Annotated in this window: 21 protein-coding genes and 1 riboswitch; of the genes, 8 read left to right on the top strand and 13 right to left on the bottom strand. The window is 59.4% G+C overall.

The genetic code is table 11. The features are described 5' to 3' along the window. Positions 1 to 118: 118 nt before the first annotated feature. Positions 119 to 1,510 carry an aspartate aminotransferase family protein gene (locus tag GOV38_RS18770; protein WP_171102498.1) on the top strand — a complete coding sequence of 464 codons (1,392 nt, stop codon included), beginning with the start codon at positions 119 to 121 and terminating at the stop codon, positions 1,508 to 1,510. A 57-nt stretch (positions 1,511 to 1,567) separates the two neighbouring features. Here the strand turns inward: GOV38_RS18770 and GOV38_RS18765 are convergent, their stop codons facing one another. Genes GOV38_RS18765 through GOV38_RS18750 form a run of 4 tightly spaced genes read right to left on the bottom strand, consistent with a single transcriptional unit; the run spans position 1,568 to position 4,683 of the window. Next, positions 1,568 to 2,581: an iron ABC transporter permease gene (locus GOV38_RS18765; protein WP_171133063.1), complete on the bottom strand. Its 1,014-nt coding sequence runs from the start codon at positions 2,579 to 2,581 to the stop codon at positions 1,568 to 1,570. A gap of 1 nt (position 2,582) precedes the next feature. Beyond that, positions 2,583 to 3,533 (bottom strand): ABC transporter substrate-binding protein, encoded by a 951-nt coding sequence (locus GOV38_RS18760; RefSeq protein WP_171209305.1) that lies wholly within the window; start codon positions 3,531 to 3,533, stop codon positions 2,583 to 2,585. Continuing rightward, positions 3,533 to 4,330, bottom strand: a complete 798-nt coding sequence (locus tag GOV38_RS18755; RefSeq protein WP_171102504.1) for an ABC transporter ATP-binding protein — start codon at positions 4,328 to 4,330, stop codon at positions 3,533 to 3,535. Before GOV38_RS18755 ends, GOV38_RS18760 begins: the two co-directional genes overlap by 1 nt. Beyond that, a complete protein-coding gene (locus tag GOV38_RS18750; protein ID WP_171209306.1) occupies positions 4,327 to 4,683 on the bottom strand; it encodes a DUF1636 domain-containing protein in 357 nt (118 codons plus the stop codon). The genes GOV38_RS18755 and GOV38_RS18750 overlap by 4 nt, the downstream gene beginning before the upstream one ends. Positions 4,684 to 4,784: 101 nt before the next feature. After that, positions 4,785 to 4,991, bottom strand: a riboswitch (cobalamin riboswitch). Between the two features lie 163 nt (positions 4,992 to 5,154). Between GOV38_RS18750 and GOV38_RS18745 the strand changes: the two genes are divergently transcribed. Continuing rightward, the gene (locus GOV38_RS18745) at positions 5,155 to 5,577 is read left to right on the top strand and encodes a hypothetical protein (protein ID WP_171209307.1); all 423 of its coding nucleotides are present in this window, start codon (positions 5,155 to 5,157) and stop codon (positions 5,575 to 5,577) included. A gap of 16 nt (positions 5,578 to 5,593) precedes the next feature. On the opposite strand, the gene GOV38_RS18740 is transcribed toward GOV38_RS18745, so the two are convergent. The 5 genes from GOV38_RS18740 to GOV38_RS18720 all read right to left on the bottom strand — a co-directional run bounded on the left by GOV38_RS18740 (position 5,594) and on the right by GOV38_RS18720 (position 9,771). Next, complete coding sequence (locus GOV38_RS18740; RefSeq protein ID WP_171102509.1) at positions 5,594 to 5,839, bottom strand: MoaD/ThiS family protein; 246 nt, start codon at positions 5,837 to 5,839, stop codon at positions 5,594 to 5,596. Beyond that, positions 5,832 to 8,087, bottom strand: coding sequence for a xanthine dehydrogenase family protein molybdopterin-binding subunit (locus tag GOV38_RS18735; RefSeq protein WP_171102511.1), 2,256 nt, complete (start codon positions 8,085 to 8,087; stop codon positions 5,832 to 5,834). Before GOV38_RS18735 ends, GOV38_RS18740 begins: the two co-directional genes overlap by 8 nt. Next, positions 8,087 to 8,566: a (2Fe-2S)-binding protein gene (locus tag GOV38_RS18730; protein ID WP_171102513.1), complete on the bottom strand. Its 480-nt coding sequence runs from the start codon at positions 8,564 to 8,566 to the stop codon at positions 8,087 to 8,089. The genes GOV38_RS18735 and GOV38_RS18730 overlap by 1 nt, the downstream gene beginning before the upstream one ends. Next, positions 8,563 to 9,429 carry a xanthine dehydrogenase family protein subunit M gene (locus GOV38_RS18725; protein WP_171209308.1) on the bottom strand — a complete coding sequence of 289 codons (867 nt, stop codon included), beginning with the start codon at positions 9,427 to 9,429 and terminating at the stop codon, positions 8,563 to 8,565. The genes GOV38_RS18730 and GOV38_RS18725 overlap by 4 nt, the downstream gene beginning before the upstream one ends. 150 nt (positions 9,430 to 9,579) lie before the next feature. Further along, positions 9,580 to 9,771: a hypothetical protein gene (locus GOV38_RS18720; RefSeq protein WP_171209309.1), complete on the bottom strand. Its 192-nt coding sequence runs from the start codon at positions 9,769 to 9,771 to the stop codon at positions 9,580 to 9,582. A gap of 11 nt (positions 9,772 to 9,782) precedes the next feature. On the opposite strand from GOV38_RS18720, the gene GOV38_RS18715 reads away from it, so the two are divergent. Next, positions 9,783 to 9,908, top strand: a complete 126-nt coding sequence (locus tag GOV38_RS18715; protein ID WP_371808527.1) for an SDR family oxidoreductase — start codon at positions 9,783 to 9,785, stop codon at positions 9,906 to 9,908. Between the two features lie 2 nt (positions 9,909 to 9,910). On the opposite strand, the gene GOV38_RS18710 is transcribed toward GOV38_RS18715, so the two are convergent. Genes GOV38_RS18710 through GOV38_RS18700 form a run of 3 tightly spaced genes read right to left on the bottom strand, consistent with a single transcriptional unit; the run spans position 9,911 to position 14,447 of the window. Beyond that, positions 9,911 to 11,182 (bottom strand): FAD-binding oxidoreductase, encoded by a 1,272-nt coding sequence (locus GOV38_RS18710; protein ID WP_171209310.1) that lies wholly within the window; start codon positions 11,180 to 11,182, stop codon positions 9,911 to 9,913. A 41-nt stretch (positions 11,183 to 11,223) separates the two neighbouring features. Beyond that, positions 11,224 to 12,258 (bottom strand): ACP S-malonyltransferase, encoded by a 1,035-nt coding sequence (locus GOV38_RS18705; protein WP_171209311.1) that lies wholly within the window; start codon positions 12,256 to 12,258, stop codon positions 11,224 to 11,226. Then, on the bottom strand, positions 12,255 to 14,447 hold the full coding sequence (locus GOV38_RS18700; RefSeq protein ID WP_171209312.1) for a dehydrogenase E1 component subunit alpha/beta: 2,193 nt from the start codon (positions 14,445 to 14,447) through the stop codon (positions 12,255 to 12,257). The genes GOV38_RS18705 and GOV38_RS18700 overlap by 4 nt, the downstream gene beginning before the upstream one ends. Before the next feature lie 171 nt (positions 14,448 to 14,618). Between GOV38_RS18700 and GOV38_RS18695 the strand changes: the two genes are divergently transcribed. Beyond that, positions 14,619 to 15,524, top strand: coding sequence for a LysR family transcriptional regulator (locus GOV38_RS18695; RefSeq protein WP_171209313.1), 906 nt, complete (start codon positions 14,619 to 14,621; stop codon positions 15,522 to 15,524). 172 nt (positions 15,525 to 15,696) lie between these two features. On the opposite strand, the gene GOV38_RS18690 is transcribed toward GOV38_RS18695, so the two are convergent. After that, on the bottom strand, positions 15,697 to 16,854 hold the full coding sequence (locus GOV38_RS18690) for an acyl-CoA dehydrogenase family protein (RefSeq protein ID WP_171209314.1): 1,158 nt from the start codon (positions 16,852 to 16,854) through the stop codon (positions 15,697 to 15,699). A gap of 239 nt (positions 16,855 to 17,093) precedes the next feature. Between GOV38_RS18690 and GOV38_RS18685 the strand changes: the two genes are divergently transcribed. The 4 genes from GOV38_RS18685 to GOV38_RS18670 all read left to right on the top strand — a co-directional run bounded on the left by GOV38_RS18685 (position 17,094) and on the right by GOV38_RS18670 (position 24,102). Next, positions 17,094 to 19,571, top strand: coding sequence for a heavy metal translocating P-type ATPase (locus GOV38_RS18685; RefSeq protein WP_171209315.1), 2,478 nt, complete (start codon positions 17,094 to 17,096; stop codon positions 19,569 to 19,571). Further along, positions 19,568 to 19,957, top strand: coding sequence for a Cu(I)-responsive transcriptional regulator (gene cueR, locus GOV38_RS18680; protein ID WP_171102528.1), 390 nt, complete (start codon positions 19,568 to 19,570; stop codon positions 19,955 to 19,957). Before GOV38_RS18685 ends, cueR begins: the two co-directional genes overlap by 4 nt. 104 nt (positions 19,958 to 20,061) lie before the next feature. Beyond that, positions 20,062 to 20,934: an NAD(P)-dependent oxidoreductase gene (locus GOV38_RS18675; RefSeq protein ID WP_171209316.1), complete on the top strand. Its 873-nt coding sequence runs from the start codon at positions 20,062 to 20,064 to the stop codon at positions 20,932 to 20,934. Between the two features lie 96 nt (positions 20,935 to 21,030). Next, the gene (locus tag GOV38_RS18670) at positions 21,031 to 24,102 is read left to right on the top strand and encodes an aminotransferase class III-fold pyridoxal phosphate-dependent enzyme (protein ID WP_171209317.1); all 3,072 of its coding nucleotides are present in this window, start codon (positions 21,031 to 21,033) and stop codon (positions 24,100 to 24,102) included. Positions 24,103 to 24,280: the final 178 nt, after the last annotated feature.

Raw genomic sequence — 24,280 nt, 5'->3', positions numbered from 1 at the left:
ATGGATTAATCTGGCCCTACTTCGCGAGTCTCATTCGCGTTGATCTGCGTCATCACGTCACCGCGCGCCCGTTTGGAACAGTTGATTCCCCGCGCGCCACACCCAGAAAGGACATGTCATGGACGGCACGTTCAACGAAAACGATATTTCGCGGGTGGTCGAAGCCGACCGCGCCCATGTCTGGCATCATCTGATCCAGCACAAGCCCTTTGAAACAAACGACCCGCGCATCATTGTCGAAGGCAAGGGCATGCGCGTATGGGACCAGAAAGGCAAAGAACATCTTGATGCGGTCTCGGGCGGTGTCTGGACCGTCAACGTCGGCTATGGCCGCGAGTCGATCTGCAAGGCCGTCTACGAACAGATGATGAAGCTGTGCTATTTCGCGCAGTCGGCCGGGTCGGTTCCGGGTTCGATCTTTGCAGAACGGCTGATCAGTAAAATGCCGGGAATGAGCCGTGTTTATTATATGAACTCGGGTTCTGAGGCGAATGAGAAAGCCTTCAAAATGGTGCGCCAGATCGCGCACAAGAAATACGGTGGCAAGAAAACCAAGATCCTGTACCGCGACCGCGACTATCATGGCTCTACCCTGGCCACGATGTCAGCAGGTGGGCAGAACGAGCGCAACGCGCAATATGGCCCCTTCGCACCCGATTTTGTCCGCGTTCCGCATTGCATGGAATACCGCAAGCATGAGCTGGACGGCGCACCCGAAGAGAACTTCGGCGAATGGGCGGCAGATCAAATCGAAGAGGTCATCCTGCGCGAAGGCCCCGACACCGTGGGTGCCCTGTGCCTCGAGCCGGTGACAGCGGGCGGAGGCGTGATCGAAGCGCCCGAAGGCTATTGGCCGCGTGTGCAAGAGATCTGCAAGAAATATGACATCTTGCTGCATATCGACGAGGTTGTTTGCGGTGTAGGTCGTACCGGCACCTGGTTCGGCTATCAGCACTATGGCATCGAGCCCGATTTCGTGACCATGGCTAAGGGTGTCGCCTCGGGCTATGCCGCGATTGCGTGTCTGGTGACCACCGAAGAGATCTTTGACATGTTCAAAGACAATGCGGACGATCCGATGAACTATTTCCGCGACATCTCGACCTTTGGCGGATGCACCGCCGGACCAACCGCTGCGATCGAGAACCTGAAGATCATCGAAGATGAAAACCTGCTGCAGAATTGCACCGTCATGGGCGAACGCCTGATGAGCAATCTTCAGGGCCTGATGGAAAAGCACGCGGTGATCGGCGATGTGCGCGGTAAAGGCCTGTTCCAAGGTGCCGAGTTGGTGGCAGATCGTTCGACCCGTGAGCCTGTGGACGAAAAGCTGGCGCAGGCGGTTGTGGCGGATTGCATGGCGCAAGGTGTGATCATCGGCGTCACCAACCGCTCGATCCCGGGCCGCAACAACACGCTGTGTTTCTCGCCTGCACTGATCGCAACCGCAGATGATATCGACCAGATCACCGATGCCGTCGACGGCGCGCTGGGGCGTGTGTTCAGCTAACCCTGCAACTGAAACCAAAGTCAGAAAGCCGGGCCCAGCGCCCGGCTTTTTTTGCATTCAGCGCATGGTGTTCCGGCTTTTGAACAGCAACAGAAATACAAAGACCGACCCCAATGAGGTCGTGACAATGCCGACCGGCAATTCCTGTGGAGACAACATAAGGCGGCTGAGGATATCTGATACGGTCAGCAACATGGCGCCGACCAAAGCTGCTGTCGGCAGCAATTGGCGATGCAGCGGGCCCACTATGCCCCGCGCGATATGGGGCACCATAAGACCCACAAACCCGATGACACCTGCAACGGAGACGAACATTGCCGTCGCCAAAGCGGCAACAAAGAACATCTTGAACCGAACCCCTTGCACCGGCACGCCCAGGGTGGCGGCGGTCAGATCTCCGGTCAGCAACGCATCCAGCCAGCGGCTGCGATAGAGGGAATAGGCCAGGATCAGACCCAGCCCTGCGCAAACCAAAGGAAACGTTTCCCACCGGGCCAGTCCCAGCCCGCCCAGCATCCAGAAAATCACTGAATGCGCCGCGCGGTTGTCGCCGGAAAAGATCAGATAGTTGGTGATTGCCGAAAACAGGAACGACACCGCCAGACCAGCCAAGATCAGCTTTTCCGGAGCGCTGGTGCGCAGGCCATGGACCAGTGCCAACACAATGCCCGAGGCCACAAGCCCGCCACAAAAGGCGGCCAGAGGCAGAGTCCAGATTCCCAGAATGTCGCCCGTAACGGTGATGACAAACACCGCGCCGGCCGCAGCACCTGAAGACAGACCAAACAGAAATGGATCGGCCAGATCGTTGCGCGTAGTTGTCTGAAGGACTACCCCCACGATGCCAAGCCCAGCTCCTATGACCGCGGCAAACAAAGCGCGGGGTAAGCGCAGGTCAAAGACAATGCGGTGCGTCGGCGACATCTCTGAATCAGAAAGTCCCGCACCTTGCCGGATTGCCGCCCAAACCTCGGAAACAGGAATGGGCGTGGTGCCATAGGCCGTAGACACCATCAAAAGGGCGGCCAATAAGACCACCCCCAAAGCAAAGACAAGGCCCGTGCGGGTCATGTCAGTTCAGGCTCGGGTGCATGGCCTTCGCCATTTTCGAGATCGCCTCGATATTTGCCGGTCCCGGTGTCAGCTCTTCATAACGCAGGCCGATCCAACGCGCGTTTTTCACCGCATCGACCTGCGACATGACCGGATGGTCCTGCAAAAACTTGAACGTATCCTCGGCGCCGTTGCCGGTTTGATAGTCCAACAGCACAAGAAATTCAGGATTCGAAGCAGCAACCGCCTCCCACGAGGTGCGACCCCAGCTGGTGTCGAGATCATGGGTCACGTTTTCACCACCCGCAGCAGTGATCATCGCGTCAGGAATGGCGAATTTACCGGCGGTGAACGGTGCGTCTGCAGGACCGTCCAAAAGGAAAACACGGGGTTTTTCCAAGTCGGCGGTCTGCGCCTCGATGGCGGCCAGTTGGTCTTTCCAGTCTGAAACCAGCGCCTCGGCCTTGTCCTCGACATGCATGACCTGCCCAAGCCGCAGCACATCGTCAAACAGCAGATCCATGCTGGCCTGCGGGCGATCATCGTGCAGATGCACACAGCTTTCGGTCAGGATCATGGTCTTGATGCCAAAAGGCGCCAAAGTGTCAGGCGTCACCTCACCACCCGGTCGCATGCCATAGTACCAACCGGCGAAAAACAGATCTGGCTCGGCCGCTACAAGGTTTTCGACAGTGGGGTATTTGGGCGCAAGCTCGGGGATGTCTCCGCGCTGCGCGTCAAAATCGGGGCTGGTCTTGTACCAACCGGTAATGCCAGTCAGACCCACGATCTTGTCCTGCAACCCAAGCGCAAAGGCCATATCGGTCATGTTCATGTCATGCACGACCAGCCGTTCGGGTTGCTTCTCAAAGACAAGCGGCTCACCGCAATTGTCGACGGTAACACCCTGCGCCACAGCGCTGGTGGCCATGCCGGTTGCAAGAAAAGCCGACCAGATCAGTCGTTTCATCAATTCGTCCTTTTGTTCGATATGGTAGTTTTGCGGATGTCGAGCGCGGGGATCACGCGGCCTTCGTACTGAAAACTCAGGTAATCCACGCCAAACGTGTCTTGAACATGATCCGAGGTCAGAACCTGATCGACAGGGCCAAACCCGGTCATGCGGGTCGATTTCATCAGTGCCACATGAGTGGCGAATTCCGGGATCAGCACCAGGTCATGTACGATCATGACAACCGTGATGCCCAACTGCGCCACCAGAGACAACATGCGCCCCTTGGCGTCTGGGTCCAGATGGTTGGTGGGCTCATCCAGAAACAGCAGCGACGGCTTTTGCGCCAACGCACGCGCGATATGTGCCCGCTGACGCTCTCCGCCTGACAGCATGGCCATGCGTTTCTCCGCCTGTCCTGCCAGCCCAGTCAAGTCCAGAATCCGGTTGATGTCTTCGGCATGTTCTGCGGCAGAACGATCCGCCCGGATGGGGATCTGACCCAATGCAATGTAATCGCGCAGCATCAAGCGCCCGTCTGGCAACTCTTGCTGGCCGACAACCGCAATGCTGCGCGCCCTATCCATCGCAGTCATGGATTTGAGGCTGCGCCCGCTCACATGCACATCGCCCAATGCCAAAGGCACCGCACCGCACAGCAAGTTCAACAATGTGGTCTTGCCAGCACCATTTGGCCCGGCAATGGCGAGGATGGCACCTTCCTCAAGCGCAAAAGTCACGTCCTGCAACAAAACATCACCGTTCAACGCGTAGTATTCCAGGTTCTCGGCAACCAGAAAGGCGGGTTGAGTCATTGCAGCACCTCCTCTCCGATCCGGGGTAGGCGGGCGAGCGTTTTGTGCAGCAGCGCCTTGGGCCTGTCGGTGGCCTTCGTCCAGCCATCTGCGCTGGCATGATATTGCCGTGCAAAGGTAAGCAGGGCGGCGATGTCATCATCGCTTTTGATATCACCAAAGAGATACTGCGCCTTGTCTGTGGCTTGAAACCCGACGGTGCATGGCCGCTCACAGCCAGCCATACAAGACACGTGCCGAATGGCGAAACCATTCGGCAAACTGCTGACCTCTGCAGCGATTTCGGCGCTTACCGCAGCTCCACCGTCACAGGTCGAGCAGATCAGAATGAAGTGATCAGGATTGGCAGTCATTTGCCGTCTCGCTTGTTGCCAAACGAGGACGGAAGGTATCAGTCGTATTGCTGCACGCTGAACGCGCCATCTTGACCTCCTTCCAGGGCACCCCGCCCCGGTGTGGTTGCATCAAAGATGGCAGGTCTCCTGACTTGCGGGTCATTGCTTGGCCGTCCTTCCCGATCCGATGGATCAGTGGCTGATTGGCTTTGCTCACCGCTTACAGTTGCGGGGGCAGTCACGGACTAGGTGGCTTCGTGCACCGCACCGTGTTCCCTTTTCATCCCTTGGGCGGACCCGCAGGAACCATCACAATCTGAGTGCCTGAGATCGCAAAACGCGTCAACCGGATTCGACAGGGCACAAAAATTTGATCCACCCGATCTCACAACAACCCGCCAGAGCGTGATCGGGGTTTATTGGGCGTCAGCGCGGGTCATCCCCACCTTTGTATCAAGCCCCCAAACTGGGCCGATGAAAGGAGACGTTATGACACGTTCAATTTCCAAATTACTTCCTGCCCTGGTTGCGCTAGTTGCCGGCTTCGGGCCGCATATGGCAACCGCGAATGACGCACACCATCCTCAAGGAGCGGTCTACAAGATCATTCAGGCAGGTAACGCTCATGTGCCTCAGCTCTCTTCGCCAGCTGTCCACAAGCATTATGCTTATGTTGCGCAAACGGCGAAAGCCAAACCGGCGGCGCCGGTTGTAAAGGTCAAGACACTCAAGAAAAAATCAGTTGGGAAGAAGTTCCTGTTCAAACATTATGGCTATAATCCGTACCAGCCTCGCAAGTTCCGCGGCCATAGCGGACATGTGATCAAGAAGAAACCCAAGCATCATGGCAAGGTACATCACAAGGGATTTCGCAATCAGCACTTTTTTGCGCCCCAGTACCGCTACCGCTGAAGCCAGAAAGGTCGGTTTAGCCCCCCCTTAGGCGCTGCATCAAGTAAACTTCAGCGCCTTCGGGCACTGGCTCGGACAGTCCCGAGGCGATGATCCGGCCATTGATCGCGATTGAGACGCCGGCATCTATAGGCGCCTGCAATTGGGGGTAGCGACGCACAAGCTCGCGCAATATTTCGCCCGTCGTCGTGGCGTCGACTTCGACAACCTGCTGGCCCCCGGTCAATGACCGGAGACCTGACCAAAGGTTGACTTCAACCATCCTGCTTCAGCGCCGCCAGAATACGCGGCGGTGACATGGGCAGCTGGCGCATCCGTACACCCGCTGCGTGCGATACCGCGTTGGCGATGGCCGCTAAGGGTGGCACGATCCCGGTTTCTCCGACACCGCGCACTCCGTAAGGGTGGCCAGGGTTCGGGACCTCGACAATCACGGTATCGATCATCGGAAGATCACTGGCGACAGGGATGCGGTAGTCCAGGAAGATCGAGTTCTGCAGGCGACCATCGTCGCCGTAGATATACTCTTCGTTCAGCGCCCAGCCGATACCTTGCGCAGCGCCCCCCTGATACTGGCCTTCCACATAAGCCGGGTGGATCGCCTTGCCCGCATCCTGGATAACGGTATAGCGAGACACGCTGGTTTTGCCGGTCTCGGGGTCAACCTCGGCGTCAACGATATGAATGCCAAAGGATACGCCTGCGCCCTCGGGTGTCGCCTCGAAATGGCCCGAAATCGGCCCGCCCGTCGAACCCATGTTGGCAGTGATCTCGGCCAGCGGCAAAGGATCGAAATCGCCCGCATTGGGGCCCGACGGAACCGCGCAGCCGTTTTCCCATTTGACTGCATCTACCGGGATGCCCCACTTGGCCGCTGCCCGTTCGCACAGTTTTTCGACCGCATGTTTTGCTGCCTTGATGGTCGCCAGACCCGACGCGTAAGTCACGCGTGAGCCGTGGCTGACATCATTGTATCCAAGGGTGGCGGTATCCGCGATGGTCACCCGGATATTCTCGTAAGGGATGCCCAGAACCTCGGCCGCCATCAGCGCCATCGACGCGCGTGATCCGCCGATATCGGGCGTGCCCACCATGACCTGAGCCGAACCATCCTCGGACAAGGCGAGCGACACACTGGTTTCGCCGCCATGGTTGAACCAGAACCCGCAAGAAATCCCGCGTCCCTGCCCCGGCTTCAGAGGTGCCGAGTAATGCGGATGCGCCTTCGCGGCCTCTAATGATTCAACCAGACCGATCTGTTCATAGGTCGGGCCATAGCTGGCCTTGGTGCCCTCATGGGCTGCGTTTTTCAGGCGGACATCGATGGGATCAAGATCCAGTTTCTTGCACAGTTCGTCGATCACCGATTCAACAGCAAAAGCCCCCATGGGCGCGCCCGGGGCGCGATAAGCCGCCTGTTTCGGGCGGTTGGCCATCACGTCATAGCCGACCTGACGCACATTGGTCAGGTTATAAGGTGCAAAAGCACACATGGCGGTCATGTCACCCGGAGCGCCCGGGAACGCACCGCCTTGCAGACGAAAAATGCCTTCTGCCGCCGTGATCGTACCATCCTTTTTCATGCCGATCTTGACGTCCATCGACGCAGAGGCCGTTGGCCCCGTAGCGCGGAACACCTCGGACCGCGACATCACGATCTTTACCGGACGGTTGGCTTTGCGGCTTAGCGCCAGAGCGACGGGTTCGATGAATACGGTTGTCTTGCCACCAAACCCACCGCCAATTTCCGAAGCGGTCACCCGCAGTTGCGAAGTCTCGATCCCCAACAGCGCGGCACAGGTCTTTTGCGCGATCCAATGGCCCTGAGTGGTGCACCACAACTCACCTTTGCCATCCGCACCCAACTGCCCCAGACAGGCGTGCGGCTCGATATAGCCCTGATGTGTCGCCTCGGTCACAAAACTGTCTTCGATGACCAGATCCGCCTCGGCAAACCCGGCCTCGACATCTCCGTGCCCGCTTTCGTGATAGCGCACAACGTTTGGGTGCATCCCTTCTGGAACCGAATAATCCGCAGCGCCTTCGCGGATCACCGGCGCGTCGGGGGCCATGGCTTTGTCCACATCAGTGACATGAGGCAGCACCTCATATTCCACCTCGATCAGCTTTACCGCATCGCGTGCAGCCAAAGCCGACGTGGCCGCAATGGCAGCAACCGCGTGCCCGTCATACAGTGCCTTTTCCCCGGCCATGACGTTTTCCAATACGTTCCAGAATTCGCCTTCCAGCCCGGGTTTGAAGGGAACCTCGGCGAAATCGGCACGGGTGACGACAGCTTTGACGTCCTTATGTGCCTCGGCCTTCGATGTATCGATGCGGACAATCCGCGCATGGGCGTGGGGTGAGCGCAGAATGGCGCCGTGCAGCATACCAGGGGCCGACATATCCGCACCGAACTTGGCACGGCCTGTCACTTTGTCCAGACCATCGGGGCGGTCAGGGCGCGTGCCGACAAAGGTGAAACCAGATTTGCGATCGTCGAGTGCCATTACGATGCCTCCCGCAGGTCAGCTGCCGTGTCCATCACGGCGCGAATGATCTTGTCATAGCCGGTGCAGCGGCAGAGATTGCCTGCCAGCCAATACCGGGTTTCTTCTTCGGTCGGGTTGGGGTTCTTTTCCAGCAGCGACTTGGCCGCAACCAGAATGCCCGGCGTGCAGATACCGCATTGCAGGGCGGCATATTCGATCATCTTCTTTTGCAACGGGTGCAAAACATCACCATCCGCAATGCCTTCGACCGTTTCGATCTGCTTGCCCTCAGCCTCGACCCCCAGCATCAGGCATGAACACACCAAACGCCCATCAACAGTGACCGAGCACGCGCCGCAATCGCCCGTGCCGCAGCCTTCTTTAGCGCCGGTCAGGTTCAGCTTGTCGCGCAGGCAGTCCAACAGGGTTTCGCGAGGATCACACAGAAACTCGACCTCGTCGCCATTGACCTGAGTTGTTACGTGAAACTTGCTCATGCTTTTTCTCCCTTCGCGCGGGCATAGGCGATTTTCGCCGCGCGTTTGGCCAAAACTCCGGCGACCTCGGTGCGGAACGCGATAGTGCCGCGCTTGTCGTCAATCGGGTTGCATGCCGCCGAGGCCGCCTCTGCCAGCGCCTCCAGAGCGGTGTCATCGAGCGTGCTGCCGATAATCGCCTTGGCGCAGTCTTCCACCAAAAGAACGGTTGGGGCCACGGCCCCCAGACAGACCCGCGCTTCGGTGATCGTGTCGCCGTCAAGGCGCAGGTTCACGCCCACACCCACAACGGCAATGTCCATTTCGGTGCGAGGAATGAACCGCAGATAGGCGTCGCCTCCGTTTTCGCCACGCGCCGGGATATGCACGGCGGACACCACCTCACCCTTGGCCAGGCTGGTTTTGCCCGGTCCGGTGGGGATGTCCTCGACAGCCACGGTGCGCGCACCATCCGGGCCGGTCACAGTCAGCGTCACACCTGCCGCAACCATCGCCGGGACCGAATCCGCAGCGGGCGAGCCGTTACACAGATTGCCGGTCAGCGTCGCGCGTCCTTGCACCTGGGTCGATCCGATCAGATCCATCGCCTCGACCACACCGGGCCAGTCCTGCCCCAAAGTGGTGTGTTCGCTCATCTCGGCGCCCGTTACAGCAACGCCAAGGGTCCAACTGCCATCCGCATTCTGCTCGATGTTGCTGACACCCTCGATTTTCTTGATGTCGATCAGCGTATCCGGCGTCACCAGGTCCGAGCGCAGCTGCACCAACACATCGGTGCCACCCGCCAAAAACCGGGTTATGCCCGTCGCGTTGGCAGCCAGAGCGGAAGCCTCGGCAAAACTGGCGGGACTGTGATAATCCATGAAATTACCTCGTACCTGTATATCAGGGGAAACTGGGTTCAGCGGGGACGTTAATTCAGGCCTCGTCCGGCGTCCATGGGGGGAATGGCAAAAATTCACCGTTCTGTTTCCGGGCGCGGTCCACGTCTCTTTCGTGTGGATCACACCCGTTCAGATCTGATCAAACAGCCACTCTCGCATCAGATCCACAAGCTTGGGTTGCCGGGGCTTCACCGGAGCAATAACGTAGAAGCCCGGATCACTGATCAGCGCCTGCCCCAACGCTTTGAGCAACGGTCCCGATGCCAGGTCCGAGGTAACCAGAGCTACCTTGCCCTCAACCCTCACCCGTTCCAAATACAATAGCCATCCCGATGGGCCGCCATCGGCGAAGCTATGACGAGATCGCGTCGGTCGTCGCAATGCTGGCCTCCGAAGGCGGCGGGTATATTACCGGGCAAAACATTCGGGTCGACGGCGGCATCACCCGCTCGGTCTGAGCTCAGAACCGCGCTTTGACTAAATGCGTTAGCGCCGCGCCGGTTTCGAAATAGGCGCGGCGCAGGCCGGTCCAGCGCTCGGTATGCTTTGCTACTGCAGGAACAGGCAACAGCGCGGGGTCATCGCGCAGAAGGCTCTGCGCCGCCAAACGGCCAAACACAGTCCCGGGCCCGATGCCGCGCCCGGAATAGCCGTGGATCGCAAGGGCGTTTGGCCCAAGCTGCGTGATTTTGGGCAGATGATCGGAAGTCATAGCAATGCGCCCGTGCCAGCCCTGCTGAAAGGGCTGATACGCCAGTTGCGGGAACATGTCAGCCATTTTGCGCCTGATCCAAGCCGTGTGCGATGCGCTGCCTACATGGCCCAAATCGCCCATAGCCCCTAGAACAAAACGCCCGTCCTGATCCATTCGAAAGGACGTCATGATCAGGCCTGTATCCCAACAGCCCTCTTTGCCCGGCAAGATGCTGGCCCGCAAATTGTCAGACAACGGCGCCGTCGCGTATTGGAAATAGTAGACCGGCACATAGGCTGGCGCGGTCTTGTGCAGGTCCTGATGATAGGCGTTGGTGGCCTGGATCATTGACTTCGCGCGCACTGCTCCCTGCGGCGTTTTCAGAACCCAGCTGTCACGGTCTCGTTCCAAGGATTGAACCGGGCTGTGCGCAAAGATATCGGCCCCTGCCGCTATGGCCGCCCGCGCCAGTCCGCGCACATAGCTGAGCGGCTGGATAGTACCCGCACGCGGATCAAATAGCGCGCCGTGGAATGCGGCGCTGCCGGTGCGATCGGCTGTCTGATCAGGTGACAGAAGTTCAACCGGTGCGCCCGTGGCGCTGAGTTGCGCGTGACGCGTCTGCAGATCACGAAAACCAGCCACTGAGTGCGCGCAATGCAGCGTGCCGTTACGCACGGGCTCGCAATCGATCTCATGGGTGTCGATCAAGTCAAACACTTCGGCTGGCGCGGCGGCCAGCAGGTCGATCAGGCGGTCTCCTGCATCCTCGCCCAAATGCGCGCGGATCTCGTCCGGCGGCACCCAAAGGCCCGCATTGGCCAGCCCGACATTGCGGCCCGAGCCGCCATGGCCAACCTCCTGCGCCTCAAGCAAACACACCGATGCCCCCGCCTGCGCCGCTGTCAAAGCGGCAGAACAGCCGGTATAGCCTGCGCCAATGATCGCCAGATCAACGGTCAGGTCGCGGGTCAGAGGCGGCGTGTCCACATCTTCGCGGCAGGTGTGCTGCCAAAAGGACTGTTCGTGGTCGCTCACTTACGCCTCCTTGCGGTGTCCGGGCCCAGTAAAACGCAGGATCAGCCGGTTGCAAGAGCGCGCTGGTCCGCGCGACCCATGGCGATCAGGAACGGATTCGCCTGTTGTTGCGCCTGAAACGTCGTCTTGTCGCTCATACCGCGCCAGTTCGCCAGAACCAGAGACTGCGCCACCGCCCCGCTCAGGGTCGCACCCGGGCCAGTGACGATGAAAAGATCAGGGGCAAACTCGCGCGCGGCGGTCTGGATTGCACACGTGAAATCATAAGCTTCGGTGACCTGATGACCCAGAGTGTATTCCCACAGCGCCCGTGTCTCGACGGCGCCCGGCCACCAGATCTTGCCGCGTCCGTCGATCAGCGGTCGATCTGGCTGATGGAACATGCTCGCCGGTAACTGCGCGCGCCCTTCCGCCGCAACCGGAGCCTGCAACGCCGTATGGAACGCTGCGTGGTTCGCCAGCCGCAGGGGAAACCGATCCTGCACTTTAGGCTGAGAGGCCTCAAACGCCGCAAGGCCCTCGGCGTTACCCGCAAGCACCAGCATTCCGCCCAGGTCGATGGACAGCGCCAGAACATGACCTTCGATCTGGTTGATTCGTTCCACCTCTGCCAGCAACTCAGCCTTGAGTAGGGGGTTATCGGCCCAGCTTTCATCCGTGAAAGGATAGACCAATTGACCGCCGATCAAATGATCTTGCATCAAACTGCCCATCGTATTGACGACACGGAACCCGTCTTCGGGCGACACCGCACCTGCCGCTGCCAGAGCGATATACCAGCCCATAGAGTTTCCGGTGAAAGCGACCACTTCGATATCGTCCGCCAATGCCTGCGCATCGGCCAGAGAGGCCGCATAGATCAGGGGTGAGGCCACATCGCCGCGTGAATATGTGCTAACCGCATATCGATCCGCGCTGTCCAGAGCGATCACGGGCTGCTGGCCATTCTCGGCACGAATGACGTCAAAGCTTTGGAACATCCGCATCCGGTCAGCGTGATGCTTGTGCAGATAGCCCAATTCCGGCTTGTTATAGGTGCCCCTGCCGGGGCAGATCACAACGGCGGTTCGGGTCATGCGCGGCCTCCGGTCAGGTCGAGAGCAGCGGTCACGATGCCCTCTTTCGACGGGAGCGGCGCGGCGTAGGCGGGGCCGGTCGCGATGAAACTATCCTCAGCCACCACGCGCGCAGTTGGGATCGAGGCGCATTCTTCGGCAAAGAGTGTCATCAACCCTTCGGACTGGCTGCCGGTGCGGCGGCATTCATCGACGATCAGGATGTGTTTGCACCCTTTGGTGGCCCTGATCAGAGCCTCAGCGGGCAATGGTGCCAACCAGCGCATATCAATGATCCGCGTCTTCAGCCCTGCTGCTTCAAGCTCAGGCTGCGCCTGTTTCGACAAATAGTGCCCATTGCCATAAGTCACGATGGCCAGATCGTCTCCGTCGCCATGCACCCCGACCTCGCCCAGCGCGATGCGCTGATCCGGTGCGGGATATGTCGTCATCCAGCCCCCATCCTGCGCTGCGTGCAGATCACGCATGGGATAAAGCGCAATTGGCTCAAGGAAGATCACCACCCGCTGCTCTTCTCTCGCCAGCCGCACGCATTCCCGCAGCATCTTCGCAGCGTCCGCCCCAGTTGACGGGCAGGCGATGATCACACCGGGGATGTCGCGCAGAACGGCCAAAGAATTGTCGTTGTGGAAATGCCCACCAAAGCCCTTTTGGTATCCAAGCCCTGCAATCCGCACCACCATCGGATTGGTGAACTGGCCGTTCGAAAAGAACGGCAAGGTCGCGGCCTCACCCCGGATCTGATCCTCGGCATTGTGCAGATAGGCCAGAAACTGGATCTCGGGGACCGGAACGAAACCGTTATGGGCCATCCCGATGGCGAGGCCCAGAATGGACTGTTCATCCAGCAAGGTGTCGATCACGCGATCCGGACCAAAGCGCTGTTGCAGCTTTTGCGTCACGCCATAGACGCCGCCCTTGCGACCCACATCCTCGCCCATGCAGGCCACTTCAGCATGCTCCAGCATCAGGTCGGTGAGTGCCCAGTTGATCAGACGACTCATGGGTTGCGGCTCGGCCATCGCGCGCATGTCACCTCCGAACACCGCCGCGCGGGCCTCGGCGCTGGGGCCATTGGTGGGTTTGCACGGACGTTTCGGGGGGATCAGGCTGGCCATGACCTGCGCGGCATCTTCCAGATGCGGACGGCGCGCGGCCTCTGCGGCCACCCTGTCTGTGCGGGCGCAGGTATCGGTGTAGATGTGCAGCGCCTGATCCGGTGTCAGCGCGCCCGCTTGATCCAGCAGGCGCACGGAATGCAACAGAGGATCGTTGGCCTCATCCGCCTCGACCTCGGATTTCGACATATAGGTCGTCGGCACATCGGCACCGGCATGACCGTAAAGGCGCACGGTTTTCAGATGTAGAAATGCCGGTTTCCGGCGCGACCGCACATAATCCGCCGCCTCTTGCGCCACGGCAAATGTCTCAAAAAGATCAAGACCGTTGGCCTGGAAATAGCGGATTCCGGGGCGATGCTCCATCGACGCCTGGATCCAGCCTTTTGGTGTCTTGACCGAAATCCCGATCCCGTTGTCCTCGCAGACAAACAACAGCGGCAGAGGGGTCGATTGCACGCTGGTCCACCCGGCAGTATTGATCGCTCCTTGCGCGGTTGAGTGATTGGCCGAGGCATCGCCGAAAGAACACATCGCGATCCCGTCTTCGGGCAGGCAGCGATGCTCTGGGTCATGTCGCCGCGCCGCGCCCAAGCTGTAAGCTGCACCCACAGCCTTAGGCAAATGACTAGCGATGGTGGACGTCTGAGGCGGGATAGCCAATGCCTTGGAGCCCAGCACCTTGTGCCGCCCGCCCGAGGTTGGATCCTCTTTCGAGCAGGCAAAACTCAGCAGCATATCCCAGGCGATCTGCTGTCCAGGCACCTGTTCAGCCCGCGCGATCTGGAAGGCTGCATCGCGATAGTGCAAAAAGGCGATATCCGTCGGGCGCAACGCATGGGCCACGGCGGCCATCCCCTCATGCCCCGAGGAACCAATGGTATAGAACCCCTGCCCCGCTTTCTGCATGGCCCGGCTGGTCCGGTCCAGCGCACGGCTGAGCACTTGCGACCGAAAAAGCAATACGGCCTCGGCATCGGACAGACCGGATCGCGGTGGCGGCCCATCGGGCAGATCGCGGTCGCTGACCCGTTTCAGGAAATTCTCATGAACGATCTGCGCGCGATCCATTGGCCTTCCTCTTTTCGTCAGGCCGAGCAGGCCGGAGACGACATTCTGTTTACCGGTCAACTTAAAATCAGCCTGCGCGGTCAGTGCAAGCCTCGACGGCCAGACACTCATCGCGCTGGCGCAAAGGAAAAACCAGTGTTATTGCGTCGGAAAGGTATGAGGATATGTCATATGATTGCCCCCCGCCGCTTTCTGCCCTCTGTTTCGTCTCTGCTCGCGCTGGAGGCAGTTGACCGTCTGGGCAGTGCGTCAGCCGCAGCACAGGAGTTGTCGCTGACGCAAAGCGCGATCAGCCGTCAGTTGAAAACGATGGAGGATCAACTGGGTGTGACCCTGATCGAACGCAGCCAGATGCGCCTGCACCTGACGCCAGCCGCACAAACCTATGTCGCGACGGCAAGATCGGCCCTGCAGGACCTTGCTCAGGCCGCACTGAACCTCAAGGCCAACCCGGTGGGCGGATCGCTGAACCTGTCTATCCTGCCAGCATTTGGCATGCATTGGCTGGCCCCCCGTTTGCTGGATTTTGCACGCAAACATCCTGAGGTGACAGTCAACCTGGGCACACGCCTGCGCCCCTTCGACTTTGCAACCCAAAGCTTTGACGCGGCAATCCATTTCGGACGGCGGGATTGGAGCGGTGTTGAGTACTTGCCGATTATGCAGGAAACCATTCTGCCCGTCTGCGCACCAAGCCTGGCCCCGTCCGGGTTCTCCAGCCTGGCGACCCTCGCCAATGCGCCCCTGCTGCATATGGAGACACGCCCGGACGCCTGGGAACATTGGTTCGGCACGCAAAACCACGTCGCCAGCGGGCTGACCGGTATGCTGTTTGATCAATTTGCAACGATGATTCAGGCTACTATTCACGGACTGGGCGTCGCGCTTCTACCGTCCTATCTGATCCAGGAGGATATCCAAGCCAGGCGCCTCGTACCGGCCTGGAACGGCCCGGATGTCAGCTTGGGGAACTACTATCTGGTCTGGCCGACGGGCCGCCCAACCCCCGAACCCCTGCGTTCATTTCGCGCCTGGTTGACCGATCAGCTCGAAGGCTCAACGCGTCCAGTCAGCTGAGTTCATTGAGTCAAAGCGCAAGAGCAAACTGCGCGGCCTTCGGCCTTGCGTCCTGCGGACGGCAGGGGGGGCCGGGCCCGCGCGAGCGTTGCTCGCGCGGGCCCGGCCCAACGGGAGGAGATGTTCCGACTGGAACATCGACGACGGGCGGGAGCTTTACGAGATCAGAGGTTCAGACATCCAGAGAACGCGCAATCAGTTCTTTCATGACCTCATTGGTGCCGCCATAAATCATCTGCACCCGCGCATCCGCGTAAAGCCGAGCGATCGGGTATTCCATCATGAAACCATAGCCACCGAACAATTGCAGGCATTCGTGCATGATCTCGTTCTGCACTTCCGAGCCCCAGTATTTCACCATCGAGGCAGTGGCGGCATCCAGCTCGCCGGCCTCGAGCTTGGCGATGCAATCATTCACAAAGCTACGCAACACCTCGGCTTTTGTCTTACATTCAGCCAGCTTGAAGCGGGTGTTCTGGAAATCCATAACCCGCTGACCAAACGCCTTGCGCTCTTGCACATATTTCACCGTTTCAGCGATAGCAAAATCGATCGCACCCAGCGCCATGATACCAATCGTCAACCGCTCCCACGGGAGTTGCTTCATCAGTTGATAAAAGCCCTGACCCTCTTCCGGCCCCAACAGGTTGGTCATCGGAACTTTGACATCTTCAAAGAAGAGCTCTGCTGTGTCGTTGCCCTTCATACCCAGCTTTTTCAGGTTCCGCCCCCGTCGAAACCCTTCGGTGCCTTCGGTTTCAACTGCAATAAGTGATACGCCCTTGGCCCCGAGTGACTTATCGGTCTTTGCGGCCACAATCACCAGATCTGCCGACTGCCCATTGGTGATGAAGATCTTTGATCCATTCATGCGATAGGAATTGCCGTCTTTCTCGGCGGTGGTCCGCACGGACTGAACGTCCGAACCGGTGCCTGGCTCGGTCATTGCCAGAGCACCGACCATTTCGCCCGAAGCCAGCTTGGGCAGCCATTTCTGCTTCTGATCTTCGCTGCCATAAGCCGTCAGATAGTGGATCACGATCGACTGGATGCCATAGCCCCATCCCGCGTCCCCGCGCGCGGCCTGTTCATAGAGCGTAACAGCGTCAAAGCCCATGCCGCCACCAACGCCACCATATGCCTCGTCAATCGAACCGGCCATCAGGCCTGTTTCGCCCGCCTGCATCCAAAAATCACGATCGACGACGCCGTTTTCCACCCAGGTCTCGACATTGGGCACCAAGGCGTCGTCCATGAACCGGCTCGCCATTTCGGCGAACATCTTGTGTTCATCGGTAACCCAAGCGGCGGAACTGGTGAAAAGGGACATGGCGGCCTCCGTGATGCGTAACATGACAAAAGCTAGCGGACATATCGACGCCCGCCAATCCGCTTGACGCAGCGTTTGCGAATATCGAAACGCCACGTTTTGCTGAAGGCGATCTGGACTCAACCCGCCTCTTTTGCACGAAACAGTGTTTTAGGGCGAAGAATTCGCCTGGTGGCCCTTGACCTTCCCGTGACTGGAACCCTCATATACAGGCCAAATTGCACAGCGGAACAGTTTTCTTGACGGCGCAACATCACATAGAGTTCAAGGTTTCCGGCCTCAGCTGCGCGTCATGCGTTGGCCGGGCAGAAGCTGCTTTGCGTACCGTACCGGGGGTCACCGACGCTGCGGTCAATTTTGCGACCCACTTGGCGAAGGTCGAATACGTAGGTGACATGCCCGCAGTAGAAACCGCGCTGAAAGACGCTGGCTACCCGGCCACACGCCTTCAAGCGGATCTGTCAATCGAGGGCATGAGTTGCGCATCATGCGTCGGGCTGATTGAGCGCGCCTTGCTGGCAGTGCCGGGGGTGACAGAGGCCAATGTCAATCTGGCAACACGCCAAGCGCGGGTAACCTATCTGGAAGGCGCAACCGACCCTGCATCGCTGGCTGCGCGGGTCACAAAAACAGGGTATGCGGCGCGTACAGTGTCCACGACCACCGATGAGGCAGACCAGAGCTGTTCTGCCGAATACCAATCACTGAAAAGGGTTACCATTCTTGCTGCGTTACTGGCCTTGCCAGTCTTTGTGCTCGAAATGGGCGGGCATATGGTGCCTGCCTTCCATCATTGGATCCACGCCACCATCGGTGAGCAGACCAGCCGATTGATCCAATTCGCGCTGACCTCGGTGCTGCTGATTGGCCCGGGCCGCATTTTTTATGCCAAGGGCCTTCCGTCATTGCTGAAGGGCACGCCGGATATGAACGCCTTGGTCGCTTTGGGCACTGGTGCTGCCTATCTCTACTCTGTTGTCGCCTGTTTCGCGCCGCATTGGCTGCCCGAAGGCACCGCAAACGTCTATTTCGAAGCGGCCGCAGTGATTGTGGTGCTGATCCTTCTGGGGCGCAGTCTTGAGGCTCGGGCCAAGGGCCGTACCGGTGCCGCGATCCGCAAGCTGATCGGATTGCGACCCAATACTGTGCAAGTCAAACGCGGAGACTCGTTTGTCGAACTCCCTTTGACCGAAGTGGGTGTGGGGGACGTTCTGATGATCCGCCCGGGCGAGCGCCTTCCGGTGGATGGCGACGTGCTGGATGGGCGCTCTTATGTCGACGAGAGCATGATCACAGGCGAGCCCGTTCCCATCGGCAAAAAGGCTGGCGACGCGGTTGTCGGTGGTACGCTGAACGGCACCGGTGCCTTGCAGATACGCGCGACCAAAGTTGGCGCGGATACGGTTCTGGCGCAGATCATCAGGATGGTGCAACAGGCTCAGGGCGCTAAACTGCCGATACAGGGCGTGGTTGACAGGATTACCTTATGGTTTGTGCCCGCCGTCATTGCTGTCGCCTGCGCAACCGTACTGATCTGGCTGGCTGTGGGACCTACCCCGGCCCTGCCCTTGGCACTGGTTGCCGGTGTGTCGGTTCTGATCATCGCCTGCCCCTGTGCAATGGGGCTGGCGACACCCACTTCGATCATGGTGGGCACCGGGCGCGCGGCAGAACTGGGTGTGTTGTTCCGCAAAGGCGATGCGCTGCAACATTTGCAGCAGGCGAAACTCATCGCCTTCGATAAGACTGGCACGCTAACCCAAGGACGTCCGGAATTGGTCGAGATGACACTGGCCAATGGGTTCCAGAAAATTTATGTGCTGCGTCTGGCGGCGGCAGCGGAAGCGCAGTCCGAGCATCCTATTTCGCAGGCCATCACGCGCGCCGGTCCTGCTAGGCTGCCCAAAGTGTCTGAGTTCCAGTCCCTGACCGGACGCGGTTTGAGCGCCAAGGTCGAAGACCACACAGTTCTGATCGGCTCGGATCGTCTGATGCATGACAATGCCATCGACCTTTCCGATCTGGCCGATGCCGCCGCAAACTATGCCGATAGCGGTGCGACCCCAGTCTATGTGGCCATCGACGGGCTCGCCGCTGCGGCACTATCGGTTGCTGACCCGATCAAGCCGGGCACATCCGAGGCTCTGGTGCGGTTGCGCCAGATGGGCCTCACGGTGGCCATGATCACCGGAGACAATGCCCGGACTGCTCGGTCTTTGGCCGATACTCTGGGCATCGAAATCGTGACCGCCGAGGTGTTACCTTCTGGCAAGGTCGAGGCGGTCGAAGCGCTGAAACGCCAGCATGGCACGCTGGCCTATGTTGGTGACGGGATAAACGACGCCCCGGCCTTGGCCACAGCAGATATTGGCCTTGCCATCGGTACGGGTACGGATGTCGCGGTCGAGACCGCAGACGTGGTGTTGATGTCAGGCGATCTGCGCGGTGTGGCCAACGCGGTCGAGATCAGCCGCCGCACCCTTCGCAATATCCGTCAGAACCTGGGCTGGGCCTTTGGCTACAACGTGTTGCTGATCCCGGTCGCAGCCGGGGCGCTCTATCCCTTTGGCGGTCATCTGCTGTCACCGGCGCTGGCGGCGGGGGCCATGGCCTTGTCCAGCGTCTTCGTCGTCTCGAACGCGCTGCGTCTGCGCCGAGTGCAGGCAAGCGTGCCAGATACATCCCCTGCAACACAGGGACAGGAGGCTCACGCATGAATATCGGAGACGTTGCCAACAAGACCGGCCTGCCAGCCAAGACGATCCGTTATTACGAAGAGATCGATCTGATCAAACCGCTGCGCGACACCAATGGCTATCGCCAATTTCGGGATCAGGACGTGCACAAGCTGGCCTTTCTGGGCCGCGCACGCACGCTAGGGTTCACCATCGAAGACTGCCGCGCCCTGCTTGCGCTTTACGAAGATGAAAGCCGCGCCAGTGCGGATGTAAAACGCATTGCCCGTGATCACCTGTCTCAGATCGAGGCCAAGATTGCGGATCTGCGCGCGATGCGCGACACGCTCAGCCATTTGATCGAGGCCTGCGCAGGCGACACCCGCCCCGATTGCCCGATACTGAAGGATCTGGGTGGGAAAAGCTGACGCCGGGGTTGCCCTTTGCGGCCAGCTTTGCTTTGTCTTCGCTCAAAGCACGGGTCACTCGCCTATGGGCGCTGCTGACCACGAAGGTGGAGAGGATTTCACAAATGGCAAAAGTCGCGTTCCTTGGCCTGGGTGTCATGGGCTATCCAATGGCCGGGCACCTGCAGGCCGCAGGTCATGACGTTACCGTCTATAATCGCACCGCAAGCAAGGCCGAGGCCTGGGTGGACCAGCATGGCGGCGCGATGGCCGCTACACCGAAAGAAGCCGCGACAGGAGCGGATTTCGTCATGGCCTGCGTCGGCAATGACGATGATCTGCGGTCTGTCTGCACCGGTGAGTCCGGCGCGTTTCATGGCATGACAGCGGGAGCCACTTTCGTTGATCACACCACCGTTTCGGCCAAGGTCACGCGCGAGCTGTATGAAGCAGCGCAGGCAAAAGGTCTGGGCTTTGTTGACGCGCCGATCTCTGGCGGTCAGGCAGGGGCGGAAAATGCCGTACTGTCGATCATGTGCGGTGGCGATCAGCCTGTATTTGATGCGGCCGAACCGGTGATGCAGGTCTATTCTAAGATTTGCCGCCGCATCGGCGAGAGCGGTGCCGGACAGATGACCAAAATGTGCAACCAGATCGCGATTTCCGGTCTGGTTCAGGGCCTGAGCGAAGCGCTCCATTTTGCCGAGAAGGCCGGGCTGGACGGGCGTGCCGTGGTTGAGGTGATTAGCCAGGGCGCGGCGGGCAGCTGGCAGATGGCCAACCGCTATGAAACCATGCTGGACGATCACTTTGATCATGGGTTTGCTGTGGACTGGATGCGCAAGGATCTGGGCATCTGCCTCGACACCGCCGATGAGACCGGGGCATCCCTGCCTGTGACCGCTCTGGTGGATCAGTTCTACAAGGACGTCCAAAAACTGGGCGGGGGGCGGTGGGACACCTCGTCCCTGATCAAGCGCCTGCGCGCTCTGGGCTAAGCTGACAATGGGGGGCTGTCTGCCCCCGTTGCGACAAGCGCGATTTGTTTTCCACCAGATGTGGCGGAGCCCGACTGTTGAATGGCAGAGGTGTAGATGAGTGATATTTCAGCATTCTGGTCAGATGCGCTGCGTCAGCACTGGGGGTTAGACGGACGGCTGACACGTCTGGATGGTGAATATGATCTGAACTTTCTGGTGCAGGCCACCAATGGCCAGGACTATGTGCTCAAGGTCATGCGAGCGGGATGCGCACCCGCTCTTGTGGATCTGCAAATCCAGGCCTTGTCCCATCTTGCCAACGCAGCGCCAGGCTTGCCGGTACCGAAGGTAATCCCGGATCTGCAAGGCCGGGCGTTGCCAGAGATCGCAGACCCGGATGGCAAGACGCGGCATGTTTGGCTGCTGGAACGGCTGCCCGGTGCGGTCTATGCGAAATCAGCTCCAAAGTCCGAGGCTCTGATCCTGAAACTTGGGCGTGTTTTGGGCGCAATGGATCGGGCGCTGGAAGGCTTTCACCATCATGGGCTGCACCGCGCTGCCTTCAAATGGGATCTGACACAGGCGGGCTGGATAGATAGCAAGTTGGATCGGATCGCAGACCCTGCACGCCGTACTTTGCTGCGTGAAGTTTGCGAGGGCTTTCACGCGGTGTCGCAGCGTTTGGCAGATTTGCCCAAACAGGCCATTCACAACGATGCCAATGACTACAACATTCTGGTCGAAGGTGAATTGGGCGAGCAGCACCGGATCTCTGGTCTGATTGATCTTGGCGATATGTGCGCCGCGCCACGGGTGTGTGAACTGGCCATTGCCGGGGCTTATGTGGTGCTGGATCACCCAAAGCCGGAACGCGCGCTGACAGCGCTGGTCAAAGGCTACAATGCGGCCAATCGGTTGCGCACGGAAGAAGTGGATCTGATCTGGCCGCTTTTGCGTATGCGCCTGGCGGTTTCCGTGGTGAATTCAACGCTGATGGCGGCAGAGACCCCTGATGACCCCTACGTGACCATCTCGCAGGCTCCGGCCTGGCGGTTTTTGGAGAACCCTTCAGTCAATGGTGGGCTGATGGCCGCGCGACTGCGGGCCGCCTGTGGCTTGCCTGTCGCCGATGGTGCCGAACGCGTGATGGCGTTTCTGCGTGATCAACGCGGTCAGTTCGCACCCATGTTCGGGCAGGATTTGAATGACCTGCCTCTGGGATCGCTGTCCGTTGAGAACTCGACCTGGCCACAAAACCCGTTTGATATGCCTTTATCCGAGGCCGCGCGCGTGGGGTCTGAGTTTGGTGAGGGCCTGTGGCTGGGCTATTACAACGAACCGCGCTTGATCTATGCCGAGCCCGGGTTCCGCAAGGGGCCGTGGAAAGCGTCGGATCGGCGCACCGTGCATCTGGCAATAGACGTCTTCGCACCTGCGGGAACCGAACTGCACGCACCATTGGCCGGGCGGGTCGAAGTGGTCGAGAACCGGGACAACCACCTGGATTATGGCGGTGTGGTCATCCTGCGACATGAAACGCCCAAGGGGGATCCCTTTTATACACTCTACGGCCATCTGGACCCTGAATGCTGTGACCGTTTGAAACCCGGTGATCCGGTAGAACACGGGGCCGTGTTTGCCCGTCTGGGCGATCCTGGCCAGAATGGCGGATGGGCGCCGCATGTGCATTTCCAACTGGCGCTGACCACTGACGGGATGGAGGCCGACTGGCCCGGCGTCGGTGACCCTGATGAGATGGAGCTGTGGCACGCTGTTTGCCCGAATCCAGCGGCGCTCCTGAACCTGCCAGACGAGAAGGTTTATTATCGACCCACCGACGCGCAAGCGGTGCTGCGGAATCGTCAGGACCATTTCGCTGGAAACCTGTCGTTGACCTATGACGTACCAGTGATGCTGGTGCGCGGGTGGAAGCACCATCTGTTTGACGAGTGGGGCAGGCCTTATCTTGACGCGTATAACAATGTCCCCCATGTCGGTCACGCGCATCCGCGTATACAGGCCGTGGCGGCGGATCAGTTGAAGCGGGTGAACTCGAACACGCGCTACCTCCACCCCGCGCAAACGGCATTTGCTGATAAACTCCTGTCGAAACTGCCCGATCACCTTCAGGTCTGCTTCTTTGTCAACTCGGGCACCGAGGCCAATGAGCTGGCGCTGCGTTTGGCGCGGGCGCACACGGGCGCAAAAGGGATCATAACGCCCGATCATGGCTATCATGGGAACACGAACGCCGCGGTGGCGATCTCGGCCTATAAGTTCAACAAGCCCGGTGGTGTCGGCAAGGCCGATTGGGTTGAGCTTGTTGAGGTCGCGGATGACTATCGCGGTCGATACAAACGCGATGATGAACAGCGGGCGCAGAAATATGCCGATTTAGTGGACCCCGCCATCCAGGCCTTGCAAGAGCGGGGTCAGGGAATGGCAGGGTTTATCGCTGAAACCTTCCCGTCTGTCGGGGGCCAGATTATTCCACCCAACGGGTACCTGCCCGCCGTTTACGACAAGATCCGCGCGGCCGGAGGGGTCTGTATTGCAGATGAGGTTCAGACCGGGCTTGGACGGTTGGGAACGCATTATTTTGGCTTTGAACAACAAGGCGCGCTGCCGGATATCGTTGTTCTGGGCAAACCCATTGGAAACGGGCACCCGATTGGAGTTGTGGTGACAACCAAAGCCATCGCTGAAAGCTTTGACAATGGGATCGAGTTCTTTTCGACCTTTGGCGGCTCAACCCTGTCTTGCCGGATCGGCAAAGAGGTTTTGGATATCGTCGATGACGAAGGCTTGCAGGAAAACGCCCAGCTGATAGGCGCGCGTCTGATCGACGGGCTGCGCGAGATCGAGGCCGAGTTCGCCTGCGTCGACGATGTGCGCGGTATGGGTCTGTTTCTTGGGGTCGAATTGATCAATCCGGATGGTTCAGAAGGCACCGAGATCTGTCGATATGTCAAAAACCGAATGCGTGATCATCGTATTCTTATTGGTAGCGAAGGGCCCAAAGACAACGTGCTCAAGATCCGACCACCGCTGACGATTGAAGCTGACGATGTGGACATGATCCTCTGGGCTTTGCGCGATGTATTATGCGAAGTAGGCGACTTCGCCCCTGCCTCTGTCCCATCCTGCGGCCATGCGCATCATCACGCCGGGTGCGGCTGCTGCTAAAAGAGACCCCGGTGGAATCCGGGGTTTCTGCGCCGATCAATGGGCCACAACCGGGGCGTTGCGAGAACCAAATCGCGGCACGGGGTCTTACGAGCCTCCAAGGCAGATTTACCAAAATGCTTTGCCAATTCTGCCTTCGCAGCCGCGGTTTCCAGGAGCACGGTTCTCGATGTCATCC

Origin of the sequence: Ruegeria sp. HKCCA5839 (genome assembly GCF_013035585.1) — a bacterium.
Taxonomy (GTDB): domain Bacteria; phylum Pseudomonadota; class Alphaproteobacteria; order Rhodobacterales; family Rhodobacteraceae; genus Ruegeria.
Note: the sequence above shows the minus strand (reverse complement) of the source record. Positions and strands in the feature narration are given on the sequence as shown.